We start from the raw sequence: 24,007 nt of genomic DNA, 5'->3' as shown, positions 1-24,007 counted from the left end.
AACGAAGGGCCGAGAAACCACTCAATGTGGTGATTAGGTCCTCCGGTGGTTGCGGTGCCTCAGCACCGCCGAACTGAAAATCCGACTTTTTCAACAGAATCGGCCGAAATCAGCCAATCGGCATATCCAAGCAGACAGCATCTTAGAGCCCCCTCCCCACCTGAGCGCACATCTCGCGAATAACAATGGCATTGATGCTTCGCAGCAGCCGTACCTCCCCCGCGAATGTTGCCTTCAACTCAGGTCTGGACCGCCCCAGCCGGGTATTTTCTGCCAGCACGTCATCCAGCAACAGCGGTGCGGCGGAGCTCAGAGCATCAACGAGTTTTCGCACGGCGCTCTTTGCCGTGGCGGGCTTGATACCCATGGCCTGGCCGGCCTGGATCAGCAAGTCGGCATCTATCTGCGGCAACCTTTGGCGGCCCAGGATTGGCCAGGCCAATTCGGCCTGCTCGGGCCAGCGGTCCTTGTTGCAGGCCTTGGTGCCGTACACGGCGGTACACAGCAGGTCGTAGAAGGGCGCCAGACGCACACCTTTGGCTGTAAGCAGGAAGCTGATGTTTTTCAGATGCGCATCTTCGTTGCCCACCAGGACGTTGAACACCAGCCACTCAAACAGACGCAGCCTCGCCAGCGCGGCTGGTTTGCAGCGGTTCGCCAGGTCGGCCAAGCGCTCAATACTCCCGGCGGTATATTTGAACTCGCGTGACAACCCATCCATCTGGCAGGCGTCTATGCAGTGCAAGCGAGCGTAATGCTCTGCACTTTTCGCTTCATCCAGGGCGCGGTCAAAGCGCTCGATCAGAAAGATGGGTTCGGGCACATAGAGGCGCTCGACCGTCGGCACCGGCAGACCCACGCGCGCGGCCAGCGTCATGACAAACCATTCATTGATTACCGAGTGACGCCAGTCGGCGCCGGGGTGATCCGGCTTGAGGATATGGGTTGATGGCTCGCTGCCAACCGGTTCAAGCAGTTGGCCGTCACGGTAAATGACCGCCATCTTGTGCTGCGCACCTGCCAGCGACATGCGCTTGGCAGCGCGCTGGGCCAGCGGCACCTCGGGCATCGACTGAATGCGCTGCGACAGGGTCGTGACGGCCAACGGCTGGACGCGGCCTGGCGGCGGTACATCGCCCGGCGGCAGAAGGGTGATGGAGCCGGCTGACTCGGCGCCGAAATGCTGCAGCAAGGCAAAGGCGTCGGCCATGGTTACCCCAGCTGCTGCGGCAAGCAACGTGCGCTGGCCCTCCTCCGGTAGCAGGTTGTCGAAATACCACTGCACCGGGCGATGGCTGGCGCCATCACGGTGCTCCTCAGCCTGCAATGGCAGCAGGGGGCAAAGCGGGTAGGCTGCCGGATCAGTCAGCCAGTTCGCGCTGTAGCGGAAGGCCCAAAGCCCGTTGTTCTCCCTCAGGGTGCCAATGCGGGCCTGGTTGATCCAGGCGTCGAGGGACCGCTCCATCAATCAGCCTCCCTGTCGGCAAATGGAGTATGGGGCCGAGCACTGCGTGCTCTCTTCGCCTTGGCCTCATCCAGAATCGCGCGTACCTCCTCCGCAAAGGGGTCCGGCACCTCAACCGAGAGGGACATGCCCAGCTCCTGCATGACCTGGAACAGTTTGCCCCACTGTACGGTTTCACCGCCTCTTTCGACCTTGCCCAGGAAGTTCTCGGATACCCCAATGCTGCCTGCGGCATCGTCCTGGCGCAGTTGCATGGCCTTGCGGCTCGCGCGGACAAGCGGGCCGATCTGCTCTGGGGAGCTAATGTCGAATTTCATGGTTACCTCGTTCTGGACAACCGGGAGCCTAAACTAATCCTCGCGGTCATGCGGAATAGCGCGTCTGTCCTGACAAAATAACAGAAAACCGCATGAACGTGAGGATAATTACAAAGTGCGCAGGGGGAATAAGAAAATCCTCACGAACGCGAGGATTACATAGCAGGATGTCTCTTATCATTCATAATCCACACGCGCGTGCGGATAAAATGCTGTTTGACGGATTTGACAGCTCGGCGATGCCCAGTAGCCACGCTGGCAAACGCAAGGAAGGAGCGCCCCGCCGAAAGCGGCGAGCGACTGGGCGGCAGCGCCATCATGCAGACCGGCACTACCGGGAAGATCGGCGCGCGAATGCGCGCCGTATCAAGCTGATCAGTCCACTCTCTCGAACTTCAGATCCCATACCCCATGCCCCAAGCGCTCGCCACGGCGCTCGAACTTGGTCACCGGGCGTTCTTCCGGGCGCGGTATGTAGGTGCCGTCGGCGGCCTGGTTGCGGTAACCGGGCGCGGCGCTCATCACTTCCAGCATCTGTTCGGCGTAGTGCTCCCAGTCGGTGGCCATGTGCAGCACACCGCCGGGCTTGAGTTTGCTGCGTACCAGTTCGGCAAAGCTGAGTTGCACGATGCGGCGCTTGTTGTGCTTCTTCTTGTGCCAGGGGTCGGGGAAGAACAGCAGCAGGCGGTCGAGGCTGCCGTCGGGAATACACTGCTTGAGCACTTCAATGGCGTCGCAATCAAACACCCGCACGTTGCCGGTTGCGCTGGTGACCAGGCCGTTCAACAGGGAGCCGACGCCGGGGCGGTGGACTTCGATGCCGATAAAATCCTGCTCGGGCGCGGCCTGGGCCATTTCCAGCAGCGATTGGCCCATGCCAAAGCCGATCTCCAGGGTGCGCGGGGCCTGACGACCGAACACGGCGTCCAGATCGAGCATGCCCTGATCCAGCGTGAGGCCAAACTTTGGCCAGCCCTGGTCGATGCCCTTCTGCTGCCCTTCGGTCATCCGTCCGGCACGCATGACAAAACTGCGGATCGCGCGGCGTGGTGGCGAGGTGGGCTCGGTTTCAGCGTTTTCTGGCAGCTCTGGGTTGTCGGGCATGGAGGTATCGGACATGGGGTACTCGGCAGTGGCGTGCTCGGAAGTGATTGTTCATCGCCACCGGCCTGGGCCGGCGGCGCTATAGCCAGGTTGCTACTAGCGGATGGTGCCGTCCAGCGGCGAAGACGCGGTAGCGTAGAGCCTGCGCGGCATGCGACCAGCCAGGAAAGCGGCGCGGCCGGCCAGCACGGCGTGGTGCATGGCCTGGGCCATGAGCACCGGCTGGTCGGCGTGGGCAATGGCGCTGTTCATCAATACCCCGGCGCAGCCCAGCTCCATGGCGATGGCGGCATCGGAGGCAGTACCCACACCGGCGTCGACCAGTACCGGCACGGTCGCCTCTTCCAGGATGATGCGCAGGTTCCAGGGGTTGCAGATGCCCATGCCGGAACCGATCAGGCCGGCCAGCGGCATGACGGCCACGCAGCCCATGGCCGCCAGTTCGCGGGCGATGATGGGATCATCACTGGTGTAAACCATGACGTCGAAGCCGTCTTTCACCAGCACTTCGGCGGCCTTGAGGGTTTCTACCACGTTGGGGAACAGGGTCTTCTGATCGGCCAGCACTTCCAGCTTGACCAGTTTGTGGCCATCGAGCAGCTCGCGCGCCAGACGGCAGGTGCGCACCGCTTCCTCGGCGTTATAGCAGCCGGCGGTATTGGGCAAAATGGTGTAGCGGTCCGGCGGCACTACATCCAGCAGATTGGGCTCGTCCGGGTTCTGGCCGATGTTGGTGCGGCGGATGGCCACGGTCACGATTTCCGCGCCCGAGGCTTCAATCGCACGGCCGGTCTCGTCCATGTCCTTGTACTTGCCGGTACCCACCAAAAGGCGGGAACGGTAGCGAACGCCGGCAATTTCCAGCGCATCTTGGGTAAAGTCAGTCATCTGTGTCTCCAGTACGCGGTTTAGCCGCCGCCGATGGCGTGGACAATCTCAACCCGGTCGCCGTCGCTCAGCAACGTCTCGGCGTGCTGACTGCGGGGCACAATGTCGAGATTCAGCTCGATGGCCAGGCGCTTGCCGGCCAGGCCCAGCTGCTCGACCAACTCACTCAGACTGATGGCCTGCTCAAGGGAATAGGGCTCGCCGTTGAGGTGGATCTGCATACGCGACTCGAGGGTATCCGGGTGAAGGGGTAAATTCGCCTGGCCGCGCGCTTGCTCAGCGGGCCAGGGCGCTATGATAACGCGCTTTGCCGCCGGCTGACCACGCCAGCGCCCTCAGAGCGCGCGCCACACGCCCAGCCCGAGGCAGAACCAGGCAATCAGCCAGGTCACGCCGCCCAGGGGCGTAATCATGCCCAGTTTGCTCACACCGCTCAGCGCCAGCAGATAAAGGCTGCCGGAGAACAACACAATACCCAGGGCAAAGAGTACCCCGGTCGCCTTGAACAGGCTCGACTCCGGAAAGCGCAGCAACAACAGCGCCACGCCTATCAATGCCATGCTGTGCCAGAGTTGGTAGTGCACCCCGGTCTGAAAGGCGTTGAGCAGATTTTCCGGTAATTTGCTGCGCAAGCCGTGCGCGGCAAAGGCACCCAGCGCCACGCCGGTAAAGCCACTGAACGACGCCAACAACAACAGCCATTTGGCCATGACAGATTCCTCCGGTTTATACTCCGAACGAATCGCTCATTCGGACTCACATGATCAAGAAAATAGTACGTAAAGCCGCCAAGTGGCTGCTGATACTCGCGCTGCTCAGCCTGCTGCCGGTAATAGTGCTGCGCTGGGCGCCGGCGCCGGGCTCCATGCTGATGGCCGAGCGCTGGATTGCCGCCAAACGCGCCGACCAGCCGTTGCAGATCGCCTACCAGTGGCGCCCCTATGACGAAATCTCCGACAGCATGAAAATGGCGGTCATTGCCGCCGAAGACCAGCGCTTTGCCGAGCACTACGGCTTCGATTTCAGGGCCATCCGCGCGGCGGTAGAACATAACATGCAGGGCGGCAATCTGCGCGGCGCCAGCACCCTGAGCCAGCAGGTCTCCAAGAACCTGTTCCTCTGGTCCGGTCGCAGTTATCTGCGCAAGGGGCTGGAGGCCTGGTTTACGCTGTGGATAGAGGTGCTCTGGCCCAAACAGCGGATTCTGGAGATGTATCTGAACATCGCCGAGTGGGACCGCGGCGTCTTTGGTGTGGAAGCCGCCGCCCATCACCACTTCAACATCGGCGCCAGCTACCTGTCCAACCGCCAGGCCAGCCAATTGGCTGCGGTATTACCCAGCCCATTGAAGTGGGACGCCGCTCAGCCGCCGGCCCACGCCCAGCGTCGCGCCATCTGGATAGAGCGACAGATGCGCCAACTGGGCGGTCGGCATTATCTCGACGAGATGGAGGCCGGACGCAACTGGCCCGAGTGGCTGGGCCTGCGCTACTGGCGCAACCGTCTGGATATCTGAGCAGCAGCCGACACCGCTTTCACTCCCCTTTCAGGTCCTCACGCAGGCCAAACATGATGGAGTAAGCCTGCTCGGCATCCACAGCGACCACCGCGCCGCTGCGTGGGTAGACCCAGGCTTCTTCGCCCTCTTCACCTACCGGCATGCGTAACTCGGGGTTGCCCAGGGTGTTCTGCACATCGCTCAGCGGCAAGGGTTCGGAGGGAATCAGGCTCATGCGCAGTACCGGCTGATCCTGCAAGGCATCGGCCACCGAGGAGTTGATCGGCTGATCCGGCAAACCCGGCTCCCAGGCCTGCGCCGCTACCAGCGAGTCGCGCTGCTGCGGGGTCAGTTTGAGCACCGCCTGGGCGCGCCAGCTCAGGTCATCACTTTCCAGAGTGTAGCGGCTGACCAGCAGCGGCTGACCCTCGGAGCTGATCATCCACAGGGTGCCATGGCCCAGCGCCGCACTGGCATCGGCCAGCGTCAGTTGCTGACGCTGCAGCGGCTTCCAGAGACTCTCTTCATAGGCGGCGCGCCACTGCATGGGCTCGCCTTGCTGCGGTTTGGACAACCAGAAACCAAAAGCAAAGAAGCCGAGAATCAGCACGCTCAGCAGCGTGGCCAGACGAACCCCTTGTTGGCGGGTCATGCATCACTCCTTTTATTATTCAAAATGACTCTCTGTACAAAACCTGCGTACAAACCCCAGGTACAACGCTGCACACATAAAAAAGGGCATCACTGCGGATGCCCTTGGATTGCCTCTGCCGTGATCTGCGCTTCAGAGCGCGACCTCGGTTTCCAGATTCTTCTTCAGCTTGTTCATGGCGTTCTTTTCCAGCTGACGAATACGTTCGGCCGAGACCTGGTACTTGGCCGCCAGCTCGTGCAGGGTGGCCTTTTCTTCGGCCAGCCAGCGCTGATAGAGAATATCGCGGCTGCGCTCATCCAGCGCTTCGAGCCCGGTCAGCAGACTGCTGCTGGAACTGTCAGACCAATCAGCGGACTCCAGCTGGGTGGCCGGATCATAGCGTTTGTCTTCAAGGTAGTGCACCGGCGCGTAGGCGACGTCCTCGTCTTCATCCTGGGCGCCATCAAAGCCCAGATCCTGACCGTACAGGCGGCTTTCCATCTCGCGCACTTCACGCGTGGCCACACCCAGATCGGCTGCTACCGCTTCAACTTCATCCTGCGACAACCAGGCCAGCTTCTTCTTGGCGCTACGCAGGTTGAAGAACAGCTTGCGCTGCGCCTTGGTGGTGGCCACCTTGACGATGCGCCAGTTGCGCAAAATAAACTCGTGAATCTCGGCGCGGATCCAGTGCACCGCGAAGGACACCAGACGCACACCCATTTCCGGGTTGAAACGCTTGACCGCCTTCATCAGACCCACGTTGCCTTCCTGCACCAGATCGGACTGCGCCAGACCATAGCCGGAGTAGCTGCGCGCAATGTGCACAACAAAACGCAGGTGCGACATGACCAGCTGACGGGCAGCTTCCAGGTCTTCCTGATAATACAGACGGTCAGCCAGCTCCCGCTCTTCTTCAGCGCTGAGAACCGGAATGCTGCTTACGTTCTGAACATAGGCTTCAAGATTCGCACCCGGCACCAAACTGTTGATGGGTTGCAAGGCAGTGCTCATGTTTGAACTCCCAAAAAATGACGGCCCAGTGTATCACTGCAAAATAAGACTGGGAACGCAGACTAAAGTTCAGGCTCGGACCAGCTTCAAGCGGCAAGCCGCAAGCTGCAAGACAAACCAAAACCAAACCAAAATTCCGAGCTGCTTGTAGCTTGCCGCTAGCTAGGCTCTATCGCCCGCACATGCTGCCCGACCGCCAGCCAGGCACCGACCAGCCCCAGCAGCATGGCGCCGCACACCAGCGTCAGGCCGTCGCGCCAGGGCATGCCGATCAGCGCAAAATCGCTTTGATACAGGCTGGCCACCTGCTGCACCGTGACGTTAAGCCACGCCAGGCCAGCGGCCAGCAGCAGCCAGGCCAGCACGCCAGCCAGCAGACCGTAGAGTACGCCGATATACAGGAAAGGCCGGCGCACGAAGGCATCGGTACCGCCCACCAGCTTGACCACCAGAATCTCTTCGCGGCGGCTTTCGATGGCCAGGCGGATGGTATTGGCCATGACCAGCAACAGCGCAATGATCAACAGCAGGCCGAGTCCGCCGGTAAAGCGCTCGAGCATGGCGAGAATGGAGGCCAACCGCTCGACCCACAACAGGTCGATCTGCACCTGGTCCACGCCATCTACGGCCGCCAGCCGATCACGCAGCGGCTCCAGTGCGGCCGCGCCGCCTTCGATACTGGCCGGCGTGACCACGATCACGCTGGGCAAGGGGTTATAGCTCAGCTGCAGCAGCGCATCACCCATACCCGAGTGTTGCTGAAATTCCGCCAGCGCCAGCTCCTTGTCGAGTAGTTGCGCGCTGGCCACGCCGGACAGCGTCTTGATCGCGGCCAATTGCTCCTGCTGGCGTTCGGCACTGACGTCGTCCTTGAGATAGACCGATATCTGCGCCGCTTCCTGCCAGTTCACACCCAGTTGTTCAACCTGGTTGATCAGCACCGAGAGGCCCATGGGCAGCGCCAGGGCAATGGTCATCACCAGAATGGTAAGCGCGCTGCTGAAGGGGTAACGACCCACCTGTTGCAACGCCTGCCGGGCGCTGGCACGGTGACTGCCCAGCCAGCTGCGCAGCGGATGGCGCCAGTTGCGCTCGGAGCGGGCGGCGCCCTTGGGCGCCTTGCGTTTGGCTTCGGAGTTAGCTTTAGCGGCAGCCATGCTCAGTCCCCATCCGTGAGCAGGCGACCCTGATCCAGCGTCAGCATGCGGTGATCCAATTTGGCGATCAGCGGCAGGTCGTGGCTGGCGATGAGCACGGTCACGCCCACGCGGTTGAAGTCTTCGAACAACGCCATGATCTCCGCCGAGAGCGCCGGATCCAGGTTACCGGTCGGTTCATCGGCCAGCAGCAATGCCGGTTTGTGCACCACGGCGCGGGCAATGCCCACACGCTGCTGCTCACCACCGGAGAGCGCAATCGGGTAGCTCGCTTCCTTGCTCAGCAGCCCGACCTTGTCGAGCGCGGCGCGCACGCGGCGGCCTACTTCGTCCGCCGGGGTACCGTTGATGATCAGCGGCAGGGCGACGTTGTCGAACACGGTGCGATCAAACAGCAGCTGGTGATTCTGGAATACCACGCCGACCTGGCGACGCAGGTAGGGGATGTCGTCGCTGCTCAGGTCCTGCAGGTTCTGGCCACCCACGTGCACGGCGCCCGAGGTGGGCCGCTCCATGCACATGATCAGCTTGAGCAGGGTGCTCTTGCCGGCGCCGGAATGCCCGGTGATGAACACCATCTCGCCGGTTCGAATATGGAAGTCGAGCCGGTCCAGCCCCTGGTGGCCGTTAGGGTAACGTTTGCTGACCTGATCGAAGCGAATCATCGGGAATGCATTCCAGCCGGGTGTCTGCCGAAGCGGTTACTTGTTGCCAAAGAGCGCCTCGACAAACTCGGGGGCGGTAAAGGGGCGCAGATCGTCTATCTGCTCGCCCACGCCGATATAACGGATAGGCAAACCAAATTGCTTGGCCAGGGCAAAGATGACACCGCCCTTGGCGGTGCCATCGAGCTTGGTCAGCGCAAGACCGGTCAGGCCAACTGCCTGATCGAACAGCTTGGTCTGCGAAATGGCGTTCTGCCCGGTACCGGCATCCAGCACCAGCAGTACCTCGTGCGGCGCCTCGACATCGAGCTTGGCCATCACCCGCTTGACCTTGGCCAGCTCATCCATCAGGTGATCCTTGTTGTGCAAGCGGCCAGCGGTATCGGCAATCAGCACATCGGCGCCGCGCGACTTGGCCGCCTGCAGCGCGTCGAAGATCACCGAGGCGGAGTCGGCGCCGGTGTGCTGGGCTACCACGCTGATTTCGTTGCGCTCGCCCCACACCTGCAACTGCTCCACGGCAGCGGCGCGGAAGGTATCGCCGGCCGCCAGCATGACCTGCTTGCCCTCGCCCTGCAGCCGCTTGGCCAGTTTGCCGATGGTGGTGGTCTTGCCCACACCGTTCACGCCGACCACCAGAATCACATAGGGCTTCTTGCTACCGTCGATCTGCAGCGGCTTGGCCACATGGCTGAGCAGTGCTTCCAGCTCGCCCTGCAAGGCGCGGTACAACGCCTTGCGGCTGGAGACCTGACGGCGACTGACGCGGTCCTGCAGGCTTTCCATGATCAGGGTGGTGGCCTCGATACCCACGTCCGCCATCAGCAGGCGGGTTTCCATTTCTTCCAGCAGCTCGTCGTCGATTTCCTTCTCGCCAAGAAACAGGTTGGCCATGCCTTCGCCAAGGTTGGCGCTGGTTTTGGACAGGCCCTGCTTCATCCGCGAGAAGAAGCCCTTGGGCTCTTCGCTGACCGGCGCCGGCTCGCTGACCGGTTCGGCGGCGCTCTGGCCCAGTTCGGCGAACAAGGAGGCAGCAGCTTCGCGCGCGGCCTGTTCGCGGGCTTCAACGCTGTCGAGCTGCTGGCTCATCGGGGCCGGTGCGTCTTTGTCGGCGGCCGGCGTGTCGGGCGCTTCCTTGCGGCGCGCCCAACCGAACAGGCCTTTCTTCTCTGCCTTGGCGGCAGGTTCAACGGCTTTGTTTTCGGGGCTTTCGGGCTTGTCTTTTGAACCAAACATGAAGGGTCACTATCTGAGTCTGACGGCGAATGCTTCGCCATATTGAAGGTTGGGTTATCCTACCCCACTTCCGCCATCGGCGGTATGACTCCCGGGCAACGGCGAGCCGCAGTCTGCCTACCAGATCACGCCACGCCGTCGCCCACCACTCTGCTTCACAGGATCCAATGCATGTTGCGGCTGATCTTTGTATGTTTTGCCTTTTCTCTGCTGCCGTTGGCAGCCACGGCCGATGAGTCGGCCTCGCCGCCTTCCCCACGGCAACCCACCCATACCTATACGCTGGACAACGGCTTGAAGGTCATTATCCGCGAAGACCACCGCGCGCCAATCGTGGTTTCCCAGGTCTGGTACAAGGTTGGCAGCAGCGACGAGCCACCGGGTCAGACCGGACTGTCGCACGCGCTGGAACACATGATGTTCAAGGGCAGCAAGAATCTCGAGCCGGGCCAGGCCTCGCGCCTGCTGGGCAGCCTGGGCGCCAGCGAGAATGCCATGACGTCGCGCGACTACACGGCTTACTACCAGACCCTCAGCCGCGATCAACTGGCTGTGGCGCTGGAGCTGGAAGCCGAACGCATGCATCAACTGGCATTGCCGGAAGACGAGTTCCTCAAGGAAATCGAAGTCATCAAGGAAGAGCGCCGCATGCGCGTGGACGACAACCCCAATGGCCTGGCCTACGAACGCTTCCTGACCCAGGCCTACATGGCCAGCCCCTACAGCCAACCGGTTATCGGCTGGATGCATGATCTGGACCGCATGCAGATCGAGGATCTGCGCGCCTGGTACCGCGCCCACTACATGCCCGCCAATGCCACCCTGGTGATCGTCGGCGACGTTTATCCAGAGACGGTCAAGCCGCTGGTTGAGCGCTACTTCGGCGCAGTGCCGACACGCACCCCGCTGCCCATCCGCACTCCGCTGGAGCTGCCGGGCGGTGGCGAGCGCAGCCTGGTGCAGCACCTGGATGTGCAGCTGCCCAGTCTGCTGCTGGGTTTCAATGTGCCCAGTCTGGGCACCAGCCCGGCGCCCTGGGAGGTGCATGCGCTGCGGCTGCTCAACGCGGTGCTGGACGGCGGTCACAGCGCACGGCTGGCGAGCAACCTGGAACGCGGCAACAGCATTGCGACCAGCGTGGGGGCCGACTACGACCCCTTCACCCGCGGCGACAGCCTGTTCATCGTCAGCGGCATCCCCAATCTGTCCCGCGAGGTCAGTCTCGATCAGTTGGAAACCGCTATCTGGAAACAGATCGACCTGATCAAGCAGACGCCACCCAGCGCCGCCGAGCTGGAGCGCGTGCAGGCTCAGCTGGTTGCCGGTCTGGTGTTTGCACAGGATGACATCAATAACCAGGCCAACCGCATTGGCGCGCTGGAAAGCGCCGGGCTCTCCTGGGAGCTGATCGACCAGGATGTCGAGGCCCTGCAAGCCATTACCCCGGAACAGGTCAGTGAAGTCGCCCGCCGCTATCTGGTACGCGAGCGCCTGACCCGCACCACTGTGTTACCCCTGGCCAACAAGGAGGCTCAGCCATGAAGTCGATCAAGCCGCTATCCCTGCTGCGCTGGCTGCTGGCTTTGGCTGCCCTCGGTCTGATGATCGCCGTGTTGCTGAACAAGTCGCCCGAGCCGGCGCCGCCCCTCGAAACGGCGCCCGTGGCCGATTCGCCGGCAGCCAGCAACGAGCCGGATATCGCCGAAGAGGTCTTTGGCTCGCCCCTGCCGGCCCTGGAATCGCTGGAGCAGCTGGACCTGGACACGCCGCCTGCGCGGCGCGGTCTCGATCTGCAGCACTGGACTACCAGCCAGGGCACTCGCGTCTACTACATGCGTGCCGACGAGCTGCCAATGCTCGATGTGCAGCTCCTGTTCGCTGCCGGTGCCAGCCGCGATGCTGAGCAGCCGGGCCTGGCCATGCTCACCAATGCGCTGCTCAACGAAGGAACCAAGCGCCTGAGTGCCGACGACATTGCCAGCGGTTTTGAGCGCCTCGGCGCCCAGTTCGGCAATGGCGCCTACCGCGATATGGGCCTGCTTACGCTGCGCAGTCTGACCGCCAGCGACAAGCTGGAGCCGGCGCTGGCGCTGTTTGCCCAGGTACTGGCAGAGCCGGACTTTCCACCCGCCGCTGTTGCTCGTGTGCGCCAGCAAATGCTGGCGGGCCTGCAGTACCGTCTCCAGCGCCCTGGCGCATTGGCCAGCGAGGCCTTCTGGTCCACGCTTTACCCCGAGCATCCCTATGGCAGCCTGCCCGACGGGCAGATCGACAGTCTCAAGGCGATCACTCGCGCCGACCTGCAAGGCTTTCATCAGCGCTACTACAGCTCCGGCAATGCGGTAATCGCCCTGGTGGGCGCGATCAGCCGCGAGCGCGCGGAACAGCTGGCACAGCATCTGGCCGATGCGCTGCCGCAGGGGCCGGCGGCGGAGGCCACGCCGTCTCCCGCACCCGTAGCAGCAAGCCATACGCAGATCGACTTCAACAGCGAGCAGACGCAGGTGATCGTCGGCCAGCAAGGTATCGAACGGGGCGACCCCGATTACGCCGCGCTTTATCTGGGCAACCAGATTCTTGGCGGTTCGGGCTTCGGTTCAAGGCTCATGGAGCAGGTGCGCGAGAAGCGCGGCTTGTCCTATTCGGTCAGCAGCGGCTTCACGCCCATGCAGGCACCAGGGCCCTTCAGCATCAATCTGCAGACGCGCAGCGACCAGACATCGCTGGCGCTGGAGGTGGTGAACAGCACGCTCGACACATTCATCGCCGAAGGGCCGACCGACGCCGAGCTGGCGCGCGCCAAACAGCAGATTCTGGGTGAGTTTCCGCTCAGCACCGCGAGCAATCACGCGATTGTCAGTCAGCTGGCGGCAATTGGCTTCTACCAGCTGCCGCTCAATCACATGCAGCTGTTCATGGATCAGATACAGGCGGTAACCGCCGAGCAGATCAAAGCCGCCTTCGCCAGACATCTGGACCCGGCGCAGCGGGTGACCATTACCGTGGGCCCGCCGGCTGGGCCTGAGCCTGAAGCTGAAAGCCAGGGCAGCGAGGAAAATGCGCACGGCACCGCCGCGCCACAACCCACGGAGACCACGCCATGAAACCCGCCAAGGCGAAAGTCGGCCAGCTGCGCATCATTGCTGGCGAGTGGCGCAGCCGGCGCTTCAGCTTTACCGAGCAGCCCGGCCTGCGGCCGACGCCCGATCGCGTGCGGGAAACCCTGTTCAACTGGCTCAGCAGTGACATTCAGGGCGCACGCTGCCTCGACCCCTTCACCGGCAGCGGTGCACTCACGCTTGAGGCGCTGTCGCGCGGCGCCGCCTGGGCGCTGGCGGTGGACCTGAATCGCGACGTGGTCACCACCTTGCGCGGCCACCTGGCGACACTCGGCTGCAGCCACGCCGAAGTACGCCAGGAAAACGGCCTGGCGTTGCTCGGCACGCCGCCGGCCGAAGCCTACGACATCGTGTTTCTCGATCCGCCCTTCCATCAGGGCCTGCTGGAGCCTGCCTGCACGGCGCTGGAGGAGCACGACTGGCTTGCCGCCGAGGCTCTGGTTTACGTGGAAAGCGAACTAGCACCCGGCCGCCTGACGCTACCGGCCAACTGGCAACTGCACCGCGACAAGCGCGCCGGGCAGGTCTGGTACAGCCTCTGGCGGCGACAATCATGAGCGCCTTCCGCCCGACGCGCTGGCTCGCGGGCGGACACCTGCAGACGCTGTTCAGCCCGCTGCTGCGCAGACCGCCATCCTTGCAGCGACAGCGCACACGCATGACGCTGAGCGATGGCGACTATCTGGATCTGGACTGGCACGGCAGCGCTGCAGCGCGCAGCCCGCTGGTGATCTTGCTGCACGGGCTCACCGGCAGCTCCAGCTCGCTGTACATGCTTGGCCAACAACGCGCGCTGGCGGCACTTGGCTGGCATAGCGTGGCCGTCAACTGGCGTGGCTGTTCGGGCGAGCCGAATCACAGCGCCCGCGCCTACCACTCGGGCGCCAGCGACGACCTGGCCGAGGTCATAGCGCATGTGCGTAGCCGGCATCCCGACAGGCCGCTGCTGGCAGTGGGTTATTCGCTCGGCGGCAATGTGCTGTTGAAGTACCTGGGTGAGTCTGGCGCCAACGCGCCGCTGCGCGCGGCGGTGGCAGTCTCGGTGCCCTTCCGTCTGGACCAGTGCGCCGACCGGCTGCAGGTGGGCTTTTCCCGGGTTTATCAAAGCCGCTTCATGCGCGACATGCTGGCTTACGTGAGCAACAAGAAGCGTTTGCTTCAGCATCAGGGTCCGGATGCCGAGTATGCCCGGCTGGATGCCCTGGGATCGCTCGCCGGCATGGACAGCTTCTGGGATTTTGATGGCCGCATTACCGCGCCGCTGCACGGCTTTGCCAGCGCTCAGGATTATTACCAGCGTTGCAGCAGCCGCTTCTTTCTCAGTGGTATCAGAGTGCCGACGCTGATCATCCAGGCGCAGGACGATCCCTTCGTCTACCCGCACAGCCTGCCCGAACTGAGCGAGCTGTCACCCAGCACCGAGTTCGAGTTGCACCAGCGCGGCGGCCATGTCGGTTTTGTCGAAGGGCCACTCTGGCGGCCGCGCTACTATCTGGAGCGGCGCATTCCGCAGTGGCTGAGTGCTCAGATGGCGGAAGCCGGCTGCAGGCTCACCCCATCGAGCGGCAGGTAATACTCGGCCAGCAAGGCCTCAACTGCCGGCCGTGCCTCATCGGTCAACAACCCCAGCTCCTGTGCCAATACCTGGTATACGCCACGGCGCAGCATGGCCGGCGTCAGCTCCGGCTGCTGCGTGTCCACCACCGTAGTGCAGAGAAAACTCACCCAACTGTTCATCAGCAGCCAGGAGTTGAGCGCCAGCACCTCCGGATTGGTGCGCTTGGCACAGAGGATGCCGGCATCTACCGCCCCTCGGTAAATCGCCTGTCCGCTCTGCAGGCAGCGGCGGGAAAACTGTCGGTAGCGCTCGGCCATCTCCGGGTCAGCGGAGACCAGGTGCTCCAGATCCCGCAGCAGAAAGCGATACTGCCACAATCCCTGGCTGATCGATTCGAGGTATCTGGCCTTGTCCTCCAGAGTCATTGCGCGGCCTTGCGGCACCTGCAGATACGCCTCGACCTCGGTCTCGTACTGCACCACCAGCTCGGCGATGATCTGCTGCTTGTTGCGAAAGTGGTAGTACAGATTGCCCGGCGACATGCCCAGGTGCGCAGCGATATGGTTGGTGGTAACGGCGCGCTCGCCCTGCTCGTTGAACAGTTGCAGGCTGGCCTGAAGGATACGGTCGCGGGTTTTCATATCTGATAGCCGGTCGGATGAATGAATTGACACTTTAGAGCAAATACTCTAAAAATACCTGACTTGTTTAAAGACGCCGACGTAACAGCGAAGAACCTGCGCCGGCTCGTGTTCAAACCAACAACAAGAGCCGGCCTTCAAGGCGGCCCTATTGCGGAGTCACCCATGGTAGCCGATATCGCCTACATGCAGGACCAGCAGCACTCGATCAACCGCATGCACGACCTGTTCGCGCAGCAGCGCGCTGCCTTCCGGGCCGCGCCCATGCCGGATGCCGACAGCCGCATCCGCCAACTCGGTGAGCTCAAGGCCGCCCTGATCAAACACCAGGAAGCGCTGATCGCCGCCATCAACGCCGACTTCGGTCGGCGCTCCGCCGATGAAACCCGCCTGGCCGAAATCCTGCCCTCGCTGGAAGGCATCAAATACGCCTGCAAGCACATTCGCCGCTGGATGAAACCCTCCAAGCGCAAGGTCGGCGTGGCCTTTCAGCCTGGCAAGGCGCAGGTAATTTATCAGCCGCTGGGCGTGGTCGGCATCATAGTGCCCTGGAACTACCCCTTGTTTCTGGCCATCGGCCCCTTGGTGACAGCCATCGCTGCGGGCAACCGCGCGCTGATCAAGATGAGCGAATCGACGCCGGAAACCGCCGAGCTGCTCGGCCGCGTGCTGGCCGAGGTGTTCCACGAGAATCAGGTCGCGGTGGTTACCGGCGAAGCCGAGGTGGGTGTGGCTTTCTCGCAAATGGCCTTTGATCATCTGCTGTTCACCGGCGCCACCAGCATCGGCCGGCACGTGATGCGCGCCGCTGCAGACAACCTGACACCGGTCACGCTGGAGCTGGGTGGCAAATCGCCGGCCATCATCTCGGCCGACGTACCGCTGGCGGATGCCGCCGAGCGCATCGCCTTCGGCAAGGCGATGAACGCCGGCCAGACCTGCGTGGCACCCGATTACATTCTCTGCCCGCGCGAGCGGGTCGATGGCCTGGTCGAGGCGCTCAACACGCAATTGAGCAAGATGTACCCTACGCTGCGCAACAATCCTGACTACACCCAGGTGGTCAATCCGCGCCAGTATCTGCGCTTGCAGGGCTACCTGCGCGATGCCGAGGAAAAGGGCGCCCGGCTGCTGCCGATCAATCCGGCCAACGAGGATCTCAGCGGCACGCGCATCCTGCCACCTACGCTGGTACTGGACACCAGCGACGAGATGACGCTGATGCAGGACGAGATCTTCGGCCCGCTGCTGCCGATCGTCCCCTACGACAGCCTGAACGAAGCGCTGGATTATATTGCTGATCGCCCACGCCCGCTGGCGCTCTACTACTTCGGCTACGACAAGGCCGAGCAGCAACGCATGATGGAGCAGACCCACGCTGGCGGCATGTGCATCAACGACACCATCTTCCATGTGGCGCAGGACGACATGCCCTTCGGCGGCATTGGCCCCTCCGGCATGGGGCACTATCACGGTCATGAAGGCTTTCTCGCCCTGAGCAAAGCCAAGGGCGTGTATATCAAGCAGCGCTTCAATGGCTCGCGGCCAATCTATCCGCCCTACGGTGGCAAGCTGCTGAATATGGTGTACAAACTTTTCATCCGCTGAACGCACTATGCAGATCCGCAGGCCCTGGTGCCTGCGGCCATAACAAAAATACGAGCCTGATTGTATGGACCCTAATCTGAACCCCGAACTGGGACGGCGTAACCTGCTCAAGCTGGGCCTTGGCGCCAGCATCGCGCTGAGCACGGTGGGCCTGACCGCCAGCCTCACCGGCTGCACCTCCGAGCGCTCGGCGGCCAACTTCAAAGTACTGCGTGAGTCCGATCTACCCATGCTGGCGGCGCTCTATCCGGTAGTGGTGGGCCCGCATCCGGCCTTTACCGAAAACCCTGGTGTCATCGACAAGGCCATCGCCCAACTGGACTGGACGCTGGAACGCACCTCGCCCTTTGTGCAGAAGGCGGTACTGGATCTGCTCGGCATGCTCAGCATGCCGCTGACCCGCGGCCCGTTGACCGGCGTATGGGGCGATCTGGCCAAGGCCAGCCCGGAACAGTTGCACGCTTTCATGTTGCGCTGGCGCGATAGCCGCTTCGATATGTTGCGTCAGGGTCACAAGACCCTCAGCCAGTTGCTGCTGATGTCCTGGTATGCGCTGCCGCAATCCTGGGCGACTACCGGTTATCCCGGCCCACCCGTCATCTGACCCCGGATCTGCTTTCACGGAGCTAACATGCCTGTACCCGATATTTTTCTGCAGGGCGTCGCCCGCGGCTGGCAAGTGATTGATGCCGCCGAGCTGGCGACCGATACCACACTCGAAGCCGACGTCATCATCATCGGCACCGGCGCCGGTGGTGGCACCAGCGCTGAAATTCTCGCCCAGAGCGGTCTCAAGGTGCTGCTGGTGGAAGAAGGCTCGCTGAAAACCTCCAGCGACTTCAAGAACGACGAGGCCAAGGCCTACGCGGATTTGTACCAGGAAGGTGCCGCACGCGGCACTGCTGACGGCGGCATTGGCATACTGCAGGGCCGCACGGTGGGCGGCACCACCACGGTGAACTGGACCAGCAGCTTTCGCACCCCGGACCAGACGCTGGCGCACTGGGCCAGCGAGCATGACGTCAAGAACCTGGACAGCCAGAGCATGGCGCCCTGGTTTGCGCGCATGGAAGAACGCCTCAATGTGGCGCCCTGGGCGATACCCCCGAATGCCAACAACGAAATCATTCGCACGGGCTGCGAGAAACTTGGTTATCACTGGAAGATCATTCCACGCAACGTGAAGGGCTGCTGGAACCTGGGCTATTGCGGCAGCGGCTGCCCGGCCAACGCCAAACAGTCGATGCTGGTCACCACCATCCCGGCGGCACTGGAGCAAGGCGCGACCCTGGTTCACAGCGCGCGCGCCGAAAGCCTGGTATTCGAGGGCGAACGCATCAGTGAAGTGCGCTGTCGCGCCATGAACTCAACGCTGACCGCAGCGACCGGCGCCATCCTGCGCCTGCGTGCCACGCACGTAGTGCTGGCCGGTGGCGGTATCAACAGCCCCGCTCTGCTGCTGCGCTCCAAGGCTCCTGATCCCCACGGCCGATTGGGCAAGCGCACGTTCTTGCACCCGGTCAACATGACGCTGGCGAGCTATGATCGCCCGATAAACGGCTTTTACGGCGCGCCCCAGTCGGTCTACTCCGACCATTTCCAGTGGGATCAAGGCACCACAGGCCCGATGGGCTACAAGCTGGAAGTGCCACCCATGCAGCCGAGCCTTATGTCCGCCATGATGGGCGGTCTGGGGCAGGAAAGCCTGCAGCGCATGAACGGCCTGTCGCACAGCAACCTGATGCTGGCGCTGATGCGCGACGGTTTCCATGAGCAAAGCCAGGGCGGCGCAGTAGCCCTGCGTGACAATGGCGACCCGGTGCTGGACTACCCGCTGAACGACTATCTGTGGGAAAGCGCGCGCCGCGCCTATCTGAGCATGGGCGAGATCCAGTTTGCCGCCGGCGCGAAAACCGTCATGCCGACCCACGTGCACGGCCGGCATAGCAGCAGTTGGGCCGACTTCAAGCAACAGGTGGCCGAGCTCAGCTACCGTATTCATGATGTGCGCCTGGCCAGTGCGCACGTCATGGGCGGTTGCGCCATGGGCGAAGATCCGACCCAGGCGGTGGTCGACAGCCGTGGCCGGCACCACCAGTTGGAAAACCTCTCGATCCTGGACGGCTCGCTATTCCCCACCAGTATCGGCGCCAATCCGCAGCTATCGGTCTACGGCATAGTTGCCAAACTGGCCACCGGGCTGGCCAGCGAGTTGAGCTGAGGTTGCAGCCCCGCCCCGACGGTGCGGGGCTGGTTGTTGAGAAAATGCCCGGCGCGCGCCTGCGCGGCTGGGTTTTCGGCGGTCATTGGGCTACCATCTGCCTCTCACCCGCATAGCCCGCAGGACCCAGCCAACGATGAACACCGTACTCTACCCCGGCACCTTCGACCCCATCACCAAAGGACACACAGATCTGGTTGAGCGCGCCGCGCGCCTGTTCGATCGCGTCGTCGTCGCCGTCGCGGCCAGCTCCAAGAAGAACCCCGCGTTCACGCTGGAGCAGCGCGTCGAGATGGCAAAAACGGTCCTGGCGCACCTGCCCAACGTGGAGGTAGTCGGTTTCTCATCCTTGCTGGCGCATTTCGTCAAGGATGTGAACGCCAATGTGCTGCTGCGCGGCCTGCGCGCAGTATCCGACTTCGAGTACGAGTTTCAGCTGGCGAATATGAACCGGGTGCTGGCGCCCGACGTGGAGAGCCTGTTCCTCACCCCGTCCGAGCACTACTCCTACATTTCTTCTACGCTGGTGCGCGAAATTGCAGCGCTGGGTGGCGACGTGACCAAGTTCGTACATCCTGACGTGAATGCCGCTCTGCTCAAGCGCTACCATAGCTGAGCCCATGCGCCGCGGAGCCACTGAACCATGTCACTGATCATCACCGACGACTGCATCAACTGCGATGTCTGCGAACCGGAGTGCCCCAACGAGGCCATCTCTCAGGGCGAAGAGATCTACGTGATCGACCCCAACCTGTGCACCGAGTGCGTAGGTCACTTTGACGAACCCCAATGCCAGCAGGTCTGCCCTGTCGACTGCATCCCGCTTGATCCGGAGCACGTCGAAAGCAAGGAAGAGCTGATGGACAAGTACAAGATCCTTACCGGCGAGGCGTGACCATGGGCAAGCGGCGCAACAGGCACTTTCTGATCACCCTCAGTCTGGCTGGCCTGGTGTTTGCTACCCCGCTGCATGCCGCCGACGGCCCTGGTCAGCAGGCCGTCGCCAGCGCGCACCCCATCGCCACCGCCGCGGGGCACAGCATACTCGAGCAGGGCGGCAACGCCTTTGACGCTGCTGTCGCTGTCGCCTCCACCCTGGCGGTGGTCGAGCCCTATAGCTCGGGCCTGGGCGGCGGCGGCTTCTTTCTGCTGCGCCAACCCGGCAACCGCGATCAGCCCTACCGCTTTATCGACGCCCGCGAAACGGCACCCCTGAGCGCCAACCGCGACCTCTACCGCGACAGCGATGGCGTGGTGCAGCGCGACCCGGCCATCAACGGTCCGATGGCCGCCGGCATTCCCGGCGTCCCGGCAGCACTGGCGCATCTGGCCGAACACTACGGCAAGCTGCCCCTGGCCAAGACGCTGGCGCCGGCCATTGCCGCGGCCGAGAACGGCTTTGCCATCAGCGAGCACTACCGCACCCTGGCTGGCTATCGCCTGGAAGTGATGAATCGCTACCCGGAAACCGACCGCATTTTTCTGCGCGACAGCCGGTTGCCCGCCGTCGGCACCCTGATCAAACAGCCGGAACTGGCCGCTACCCTGCGCGCCATGGCCGCCGACGGCCGCGATGGCTTCTATAAAGGCAAGGTCGGCGAGCTGCTGGTGGCCGGTGTGCGGAGCGCCGGCGGCATCTGGCAGCAGGCTGATCTGGATGACTACAAGGTTATCGAACGCTCGCCCATTCGCTTTACGGCCAATGGCTTTGAGGTGATCAGCGCGCCGCTGCCCTCGGCTGGCGGTATCGCCCTGGCCGGGATACTCCAGGGCCTGGATACGCTGCCCCGCGCGCAGCCCAGTTCAGTGCAGCAAACCCATCAACTGGTCGAGCTGATGCGCCGCACCTACCGTGACCGCGCCGCCATGCTGGGTGACAACGACTTTGTCGCAGTGCCGGTCAAGCAGCTGACCTCGGCGGACTACGCGAACAAACTGGCCGCCAGCATCGACCCTGAGCACGCCACCCGCAGCAGCGAGCTGGGCCCGCTGATCGACTTCGTCGAGGGCAATCACACCACGCATTTCTCGCTGATCGACGCCCAGGGCAATGCGGTGGCCGCCACACTCAGCGTCAACCTGCCCTTCGGCGCTGCCTTCACCGTGCCCGGCACCGGGGTGTTGCTGAACAACGAAATGGACGATTTTGCCGCCGACCCCGCGGGCGTCAACGCCTACGGCCTGGCCGGCAGCGAAGCCAATGCCATCGCCCCCGGCAAGCGGCCGCTGTCCAGCATGACTCCGACCATGCTGGAAAACGACCAGCAACTGGCGATCCTCGGCACACCTGGCGGCAGTCGCATCATCACCATGGTGCTGCTGGGGTCGCTGGAAGCCATGCAGGGCGAACCCGTCGAGCGCTGGGTCAGCCGTCCGCGCTTTCACCACCAATATCTGCCGGATCACATTCAGGTAGAAGCTGGCGCCTTCAGCACCGAACAGCAAAGCGCGCTTGAGGCCATGGGGCATCGCATCGAACCGGTTGGCCGCGATTACGGCAACATGCAGGCCGTGGCCTGGGACAAAAGCAACAACAAGCTCACCGCGGCCAGCGACCCGCGCGGAATCGGTGAGGCTCGCGTTGGCAACGCAACGGCGGCAAAAGCGCATACGCAACAAGGCGCTACCGCAGACTGAGGTGGCCAGATGAAGTGACCACTTGCCGCCAAGGCCGGCATTACCGAGCCTTTAACACCATTTCATCGTAAAAGCCGAGAGATTCTTCTCTGATTCCTGTATATTGGCCGCCTGTTTTTCCACCCGGCTTATCAGAGAGTGCCATGACCGACCTATCCCTTTACCGAAATATTGGTATCTTCGCCCACGTTGATGCCGGCAAAACTACCACCACCGAGCGTATCCTCAAGCTCACCGGCCGCATCCACAAGCTGGGTGAGGTGCATGAAGGCGAATCCACTACCGACTTCATGGAACAGGAAGCCGAGCGCGGTATTACCATTCAGTCCGCTGCTGTCAGCTGCTTCTGGAAAGGCCACCGCTTCAACGTCATCGACACCCCCGGCCACGTTGACTTCACCGTAGAAGTGTATCGCTCGCTGAAGGTTCTCGACGGCGGTATCGGCGTATTCTGTGGTTCCGGCGGCGTTGAGCCCCAGTCCGAAACCAACTGGCGCTACGCGAACGACTCCAAAGTTTCCCGTCTGATCTTCGTCAACAAGCTGGACCGTATCGGTGCCGACTTCCTGCGCGTAACCGAGCAGGTCAAGAACGTACTGGGCGCCAAGCCGCTGATCATGACCCTGCCAATCGGCCGCGAAGACACCTTCACTGGCGTGGTTGACCTGCTGACCCGCCAGGCTTACGTCTGGGACGACACCGGCATTCCGGAAAACTACAGCATCCAGGAAGTCCCGGCCGACATGGTCGACGACGTCGAAATGTACCGCGAGCAACTGATCGAAACTGCCGTGGAAATGGACGACGACCTGATGATGGCCTACATGGAAGGCGAAGAGCCGGCCATCGACGACATCAAGCGCTGCATCCGCCTGGGTACCCGCGATCTGGCATTCTTCCCGACCTACTGCGGCTCCGCGTTCAAGAACAAGGGCATGCAGCTGGTTCTCGACGCCGTTGTTGATTACCTGCCGTCCCCGACTGAGGTCAACCCGCAGCCGCTGACCGACGAAGAAGGCAACCCGACCGGCAAGTTCGCCATCGTGTCTCCGGACGAGCCCTTCCGCGCCCTGGCGTTCAAGATCATGGACGACCGTTTCGGCGCCCTGACCTTCTGCCGCATCTACTCCGGTAAGCTGGCCAAGGGTGACACCATCCTGAACTCCTTCACCGGCAAGACCGAGCGCGTCGGCCGCATGGTAGAAATGCAGGCTAACGAGCGTAACGAACTGACCAGCGCACAGGCCGGTGACATCATCGCCATCGTCGGCATGAAGAACGTTCAGACCGGTCACACCCTGTGCGACCCGAACAACGAGTGCACCCTGGAAGCGATGGTCTTCCCCGAGCCGGTAATTTCCATCTCCGTTGAGCCGAAAGACAAGGGCTCCACCGAGAAAATGGGTATCGCGATCGGCAAGATGGTTGCAGAAGATCCGACCTTCCGCGTTGAAACCGATCCGGATTCCGGCGAAACCATCCTCAAGGGCATGGGCGAGCTGCACCTGGACATCAAGGTCGACATCCTCAAGCGTACCTACGGCGTTGAACTGGTTGTTGGTCAGCCGCAGGTTGCCTACCGCGAAACCATCACTCGCGAAATCGCCGACAGCTACACCCACAAGAAGCAGTCTGGTGGTTCCGGTCAGTACGGTAAGATCGACTACGTCATCCGTCCCGGCGAGCCGAACTCCGGCTTCACCTTCAAGTCCAGCGTTGTTGGCGGTAACGTTCCGAAGGAATACTTCCCGGCCATCGAGAAGGGCTTCGCCTCTCTGATGGGCACTGGCCCGCTGGCTGGCTTCCCGGTTCTGGACGTTTCCTTCGAACTGACCGACGGTGGCTACCACGCCGTTGACTCCTCGGCCATCGCGTTCGAAATCGCGGCCAAGGGTGCGTTCCGTCAGTCCATGCCGAAGGCCGGCCCGCAGCTGCTGGAGCCGATCATGAAGGTTGACGTGTTCACTCCTGAAGACCACGTTGGTGACGTTATCGGCGACCTGAACCGTCGTCGCGGCATGATCGCAGGCCAGGAAGCCGGTGTAACTGGCGTCCGCATCAAGGCTGATGTACCGCTGGCAGAAATGTTCGGCTACATCAGCACCCTGCGTACCATGACCTCGGGTCGTGGCCAGTTCTCCATGGAGTTCTCGCACTACTCTCCATGCCCGGCCAACGTTGCCGAAGCTGTGATCGCGAAAGAGAAAGAGAAGAAAGCCGCCAAGTAAGTATTATTGGCTGCCTC

The 24,007-nt window shown here is 62.5% G+C and carries 24 protein-coding genes; 12 read left to right on the top strand and 12 right to left on the bottom strand.

Features of this window, described 5'->3' with window-relative positions:
- Positions 1-142 precede the first annotated feature (142 nt).
- The 6 genes from V7756_RS17670 to V7756_RS17645 form a co-directional block, all read right to left on the bottom strand.
- Positions 143-1,465, bottom strand: a complete 1,323-nt coding sequence (locus V7756_RS17670; protein WP_335611517.1) for a HipA domain-containing protein — start codon at positions 1,463-1,465, stop codon at positions 143-145.
- Positions 1,465-1,782 (bottom strand): transcriptional regulator, encoded by a 318-nt coding sequence (locus V7756_RS17665; protein WP_335611516.1) that lies wholly within the window; start codon positions 1,780-1,782, stop codon positions 1,465-1,467. The genes V7756_RS17670 and V7756_RS17665 overlap by 1 nt, the downstream gene beginning before the upstream one ends.
- A 375-nt stretch (positions 1,783-2,157) precedes the next feature.
- Positions 2,158-2,886, bottom strand: a complete 729-nt coding sequence (gene trmB / locus V7756_RS17660; protein WP_335611520.1) for a tRNA (guanosine(46)-N7)-methyltransferase TrmB — start codon at positions 2,884-2,886, stop codon at positions 2,158-2,160.
- A gap of 96 nt (positions 2,887-2,982) precedes the next feature.
- Positions 2,983-3,774 carry a thiazole synthase gene (locus V7756_RS17655; RefSeq protein WP_335611515.1) on the bottom strand — a complete coding sequence of 264 codons (792 nt, stop codon included), beginning with the start codon at positions 3,772-3,774 and terminating at the stop codon, positions 2,983-2,985.
- 20 nt (positions 3,775-3,794) lie between these two features.
- On the bottom strand, positions 3,795-3,995 hold the full coding sequence (gene thiS, locus V7756_RS17650; RefSeq protein WP_335611514.1) for a sulfur carrier protein ThiS: 201 nt from the start codon (positions 3,993-3,995) through the stop codon (positions 3,795-3,797).
- A gap of 114 nt (positions 3,996-4,109) precedes the next feature.
- A complete protein-coding gene (locus tag V7756_RS17645; RefSeq protein WP_335611513.1) occupies positions 4,110-4,484 on the bottom strand; it encodes a DUF423 domain-containing protein in 375 nt (124 codons plus the stop codon).
- Positions 4,485-4,534: 50 nt separating this feature from the next.
- Here V7756_RS17645 and mtgA point away from each other — a divergent pair, with 50 nt between their 5' ends.
- On the top strand, positions 4,535-5,290 hold the full coding sequence (gene mtgA / locus V7756_RS17640) for a monofunctional biosynthetic peptidoglycan transglycosylase (RefSeq protein WP_335611512.1): 756 nt from the start codon (positions 4,535-4,537) through the stop codon (positions 5,288-5,290).
- Between the two features lie 19 nt (positions 5,291-5,309).
- Here the strand turns inward: mtgA and V7756_RS17635 are convergent, their stop codons facing one another.
- From V7756_RS17635 to ftsY, 5 genes are all read right to left on the bottom strand, one after another.
- The gene (locus tag V7756_RS17635) at positions 5,310-5,924 is read right to left on the bottom strand and encodes a hypothetical protein (protein WP_335611511.1); all 615 of its coding nucleotides are present in this window, start codon (positions 5,922-5,924) and stop codon (positions 5,310-5,312) included.
- Between the two features lie 132 nt (positions 5,925-6,056).
- Entirely contained in the window at positions 6,057-6,920 is an 864-nt protein-coding gene (gene rpoH / locus V7756_RS17630) for an RNA polymerase sigma factor RpoH (RefSeq protein WP_335611510.1), read from the bottom strand.
- 158 nt (positions 6,921-7,078) lie between these two features.
- Positions 7,079-8,077: a permease-like cell division protein FtsX gene (gene ftsX / locus V7756_RS17625; RefSeq protein WP_335611509.1), complete on the bottom strand. Its 999-nt coding sequence runs from the start codon at positions 8,075-8,077 to the stop codon at positions 7,079-7,081.
- Between the two features lie 2 nt (positions 8,078-8,079).
- Complete coding sequence (ftsE, locus tag V7756_RS17620; RefSeq protein ID WP_335611508.1) at positions 8,080-8,742, bottom strand: cell division ATP-binding protein FtsE; 663 nt, start codon at positions 8,740-8,742, stop codon at positions 8,080-8,082.
- 36 nt (positions 8,743-8,778) lie between these two features.
- A complete protein-coding gene (gene ftsY, locus V7756_RS17615) occupies positions 8,779-9,978 on the bottom strand; it encodes a signal recognition particle-docking protein FtsY (protein ID WP_335611507.1) in 1,200 nt (399 codons plus the stop codon).
- A gap of 171 nt (positions 9,979-10,149) precedes the next feature.
- On the opposite strand from ftsY, the gene V7756_RS17610 reads away from it, so the two are divergent.
- The 4 genes from V7756_RS17610 to V7756_RS17595 are packed head-to-tail and all read left to right on the top strand — an operon-like array spanning position 10,150 to position 14,670.
- Entirely contained in the window at positions 10,150-11,520 is a 1,371-nt protein-coding gene (locus V7756_RS17610) for a M16 family metallopeptidase (RefSeq protein ID WP_335611506.1), read from the top strand.
- A complete protein-coding gene (locus tag V7756_RS17605) occupies positions 11,517-13,082 on the top strand; it encodes a M16 family metallopeptidase (RefSeq protein ID WP_335611505.1) in 1,566 nt (521 codons plus the stop codon). Before V7756_RS17610 ends, V7756_RS17605 begins: the two co-directional genes overlap by 4 nt.
- A complete protein-coding gene (gene rsmD / locus V7756_RS17600) occupies positions 13,079-13,654 on the top strand; it encodes a 16S rRNA (guanine(966)-N(2))-methyltransferase RsmD (protein ID WP_335611504.1) in 576 nt (191 codons plus the stop codon). Before V7756_RS17605 ends, rsmD begins: the two co-directional genes overlap by 4 nt.
- Positions 13,648-14,670 (top strand): hydrolase, encoded by a 1,023-nt coding sequence (locus V7756_RS17595; RefSeq protein WP_335611519.1) that lies wholly within the window; start codon positions 13,648-13,650, stop codon positions 14,668-14,670. Before rsmD ends, V7756_RS17595 begins: the two co-directional genes overlap by 7 nt.
- On the opposite strand, the gene V7756_RS17590 is transcribed toward V7756_RS17595, so the two are convergent.
- Entirely contained in the window at positions 14,622-15,296 is a 675-nt protein-coding gene (locus V7756_RS17590; RefSeq protein ID WP_335611503.1) for a TetR/AcrR family transcriptional regulator, read from the bottom strand. The genes V7756_RS17595 and V7756_RS17590 overlap by 49 nt on opposite strands.
- A 165-nt stretch (positions 15,297-15,461) precedes the next feature.
- On the opposite strand from V7756_RS17590, the gene V7756_RS17585 reads away from it, so the two are divergent.
- The 7 genes from V7756_RS17585 (at position 15,462) to fusA (ending at position 23,990) form a co-directional block, all read left to right on the top strand.
- Complete coding sequence (locus V7756_RS17585; protein WP_335611502.1) at positions 15,462-16,904, top strand: coniferyl aldehyde dehydrogenase; 1,443 nt, start codon at positions 15,462-15,464, stop codon at positions 16,902-16,904.
- Between the two features lie 64 nt (positions 16,905-16,968).
- The gene (locus tag V7756_RS17580; protein WP_335611501.1) at positions 16,969-17,508 is read left to right on the top strand and encodes a twin-arginine translocation pathway signal protein; all 540 of its coding nucleotides are present in this window, start codon (positions 16,969-16,971) and stop codon (positions 17,506-17,508) included.
- 27 nt (positions 17,509-17,535) lie between these two features.
- Positions 17,536-19,125, top strand: coding sequence for a GMC family oxidoreductase (locus V7756_RS17575; RefSeq protein WP_335611500.1), 1,590 nt, complete (start codon positions 17,536-17,538; stop codon positions 19,123-19,125).
- 136 nt (positions 19,126-19,261) lie between these two features.
- A complete protein-coding gene (coaD, locus tag V7756_RS17570) occupies positions 19,262-19,741 on the top strand; it encodes a pantetheine-phosphate adenylyltransferase (protein ID WP_335611499.1) in 480 nt (159 codons plus the stop codon).
- A gap of 27 nt (positions 19,742-19,768) precedes the next feature.
- Positions 19,769-20,020, top strand: a complete 252-nt coding sequence (locus tag V7756_RS17565) for a YfhL family 4Fe-4S dicluster ferredoxin (RefSeq protein ID WP_335611498.1) — start codon at positions 19,769-19,771, stop codon at positions 20,018-20,020.
- Between the two features lie 2 nt (positions 20,021-20,022).
- Positions 20,023-21,762 carry a gamma-glutamyltransferase gene (gene ggt / locus V7756_RS17560; RefSeq protein WP_335611497.1) on the top strand — a complete coding sequence of 580 codons (1,740 nt, stop codon included), beginning with the start codon at positions 20,023-20,025 and terminating at the stop codon, positions 21,760-21,762.
- 143 nt (positions 21,763-21,905) lie between these two features.
- On the top strand, positions 21,906-23,990 hold the full coding sequence (fusA, locus tag V7756_RS17555) for an elongation factor G (RefSeq protein WP_335611496.1): 2,085 nt from the start codon (positions 21,906-21,908) through the stop codon (positions 23,988-23,990).
- Positions 23,991-24,007: the final 17 nt, after the last annotated feature.

The organism is Halopseudomonas sp., assembly GCF_036961105.1.
Classification (GTDB): Bacteria; Pseudomonadota; Gammaproteobacteria; order Pseudomonadales; family Pseudomonadaceae; genus Halopseudomonas.
Note: the sequence above shows the minus strand (reverse complement) of the source record. Positions and strands in the feature narration are given on the sequence as shown.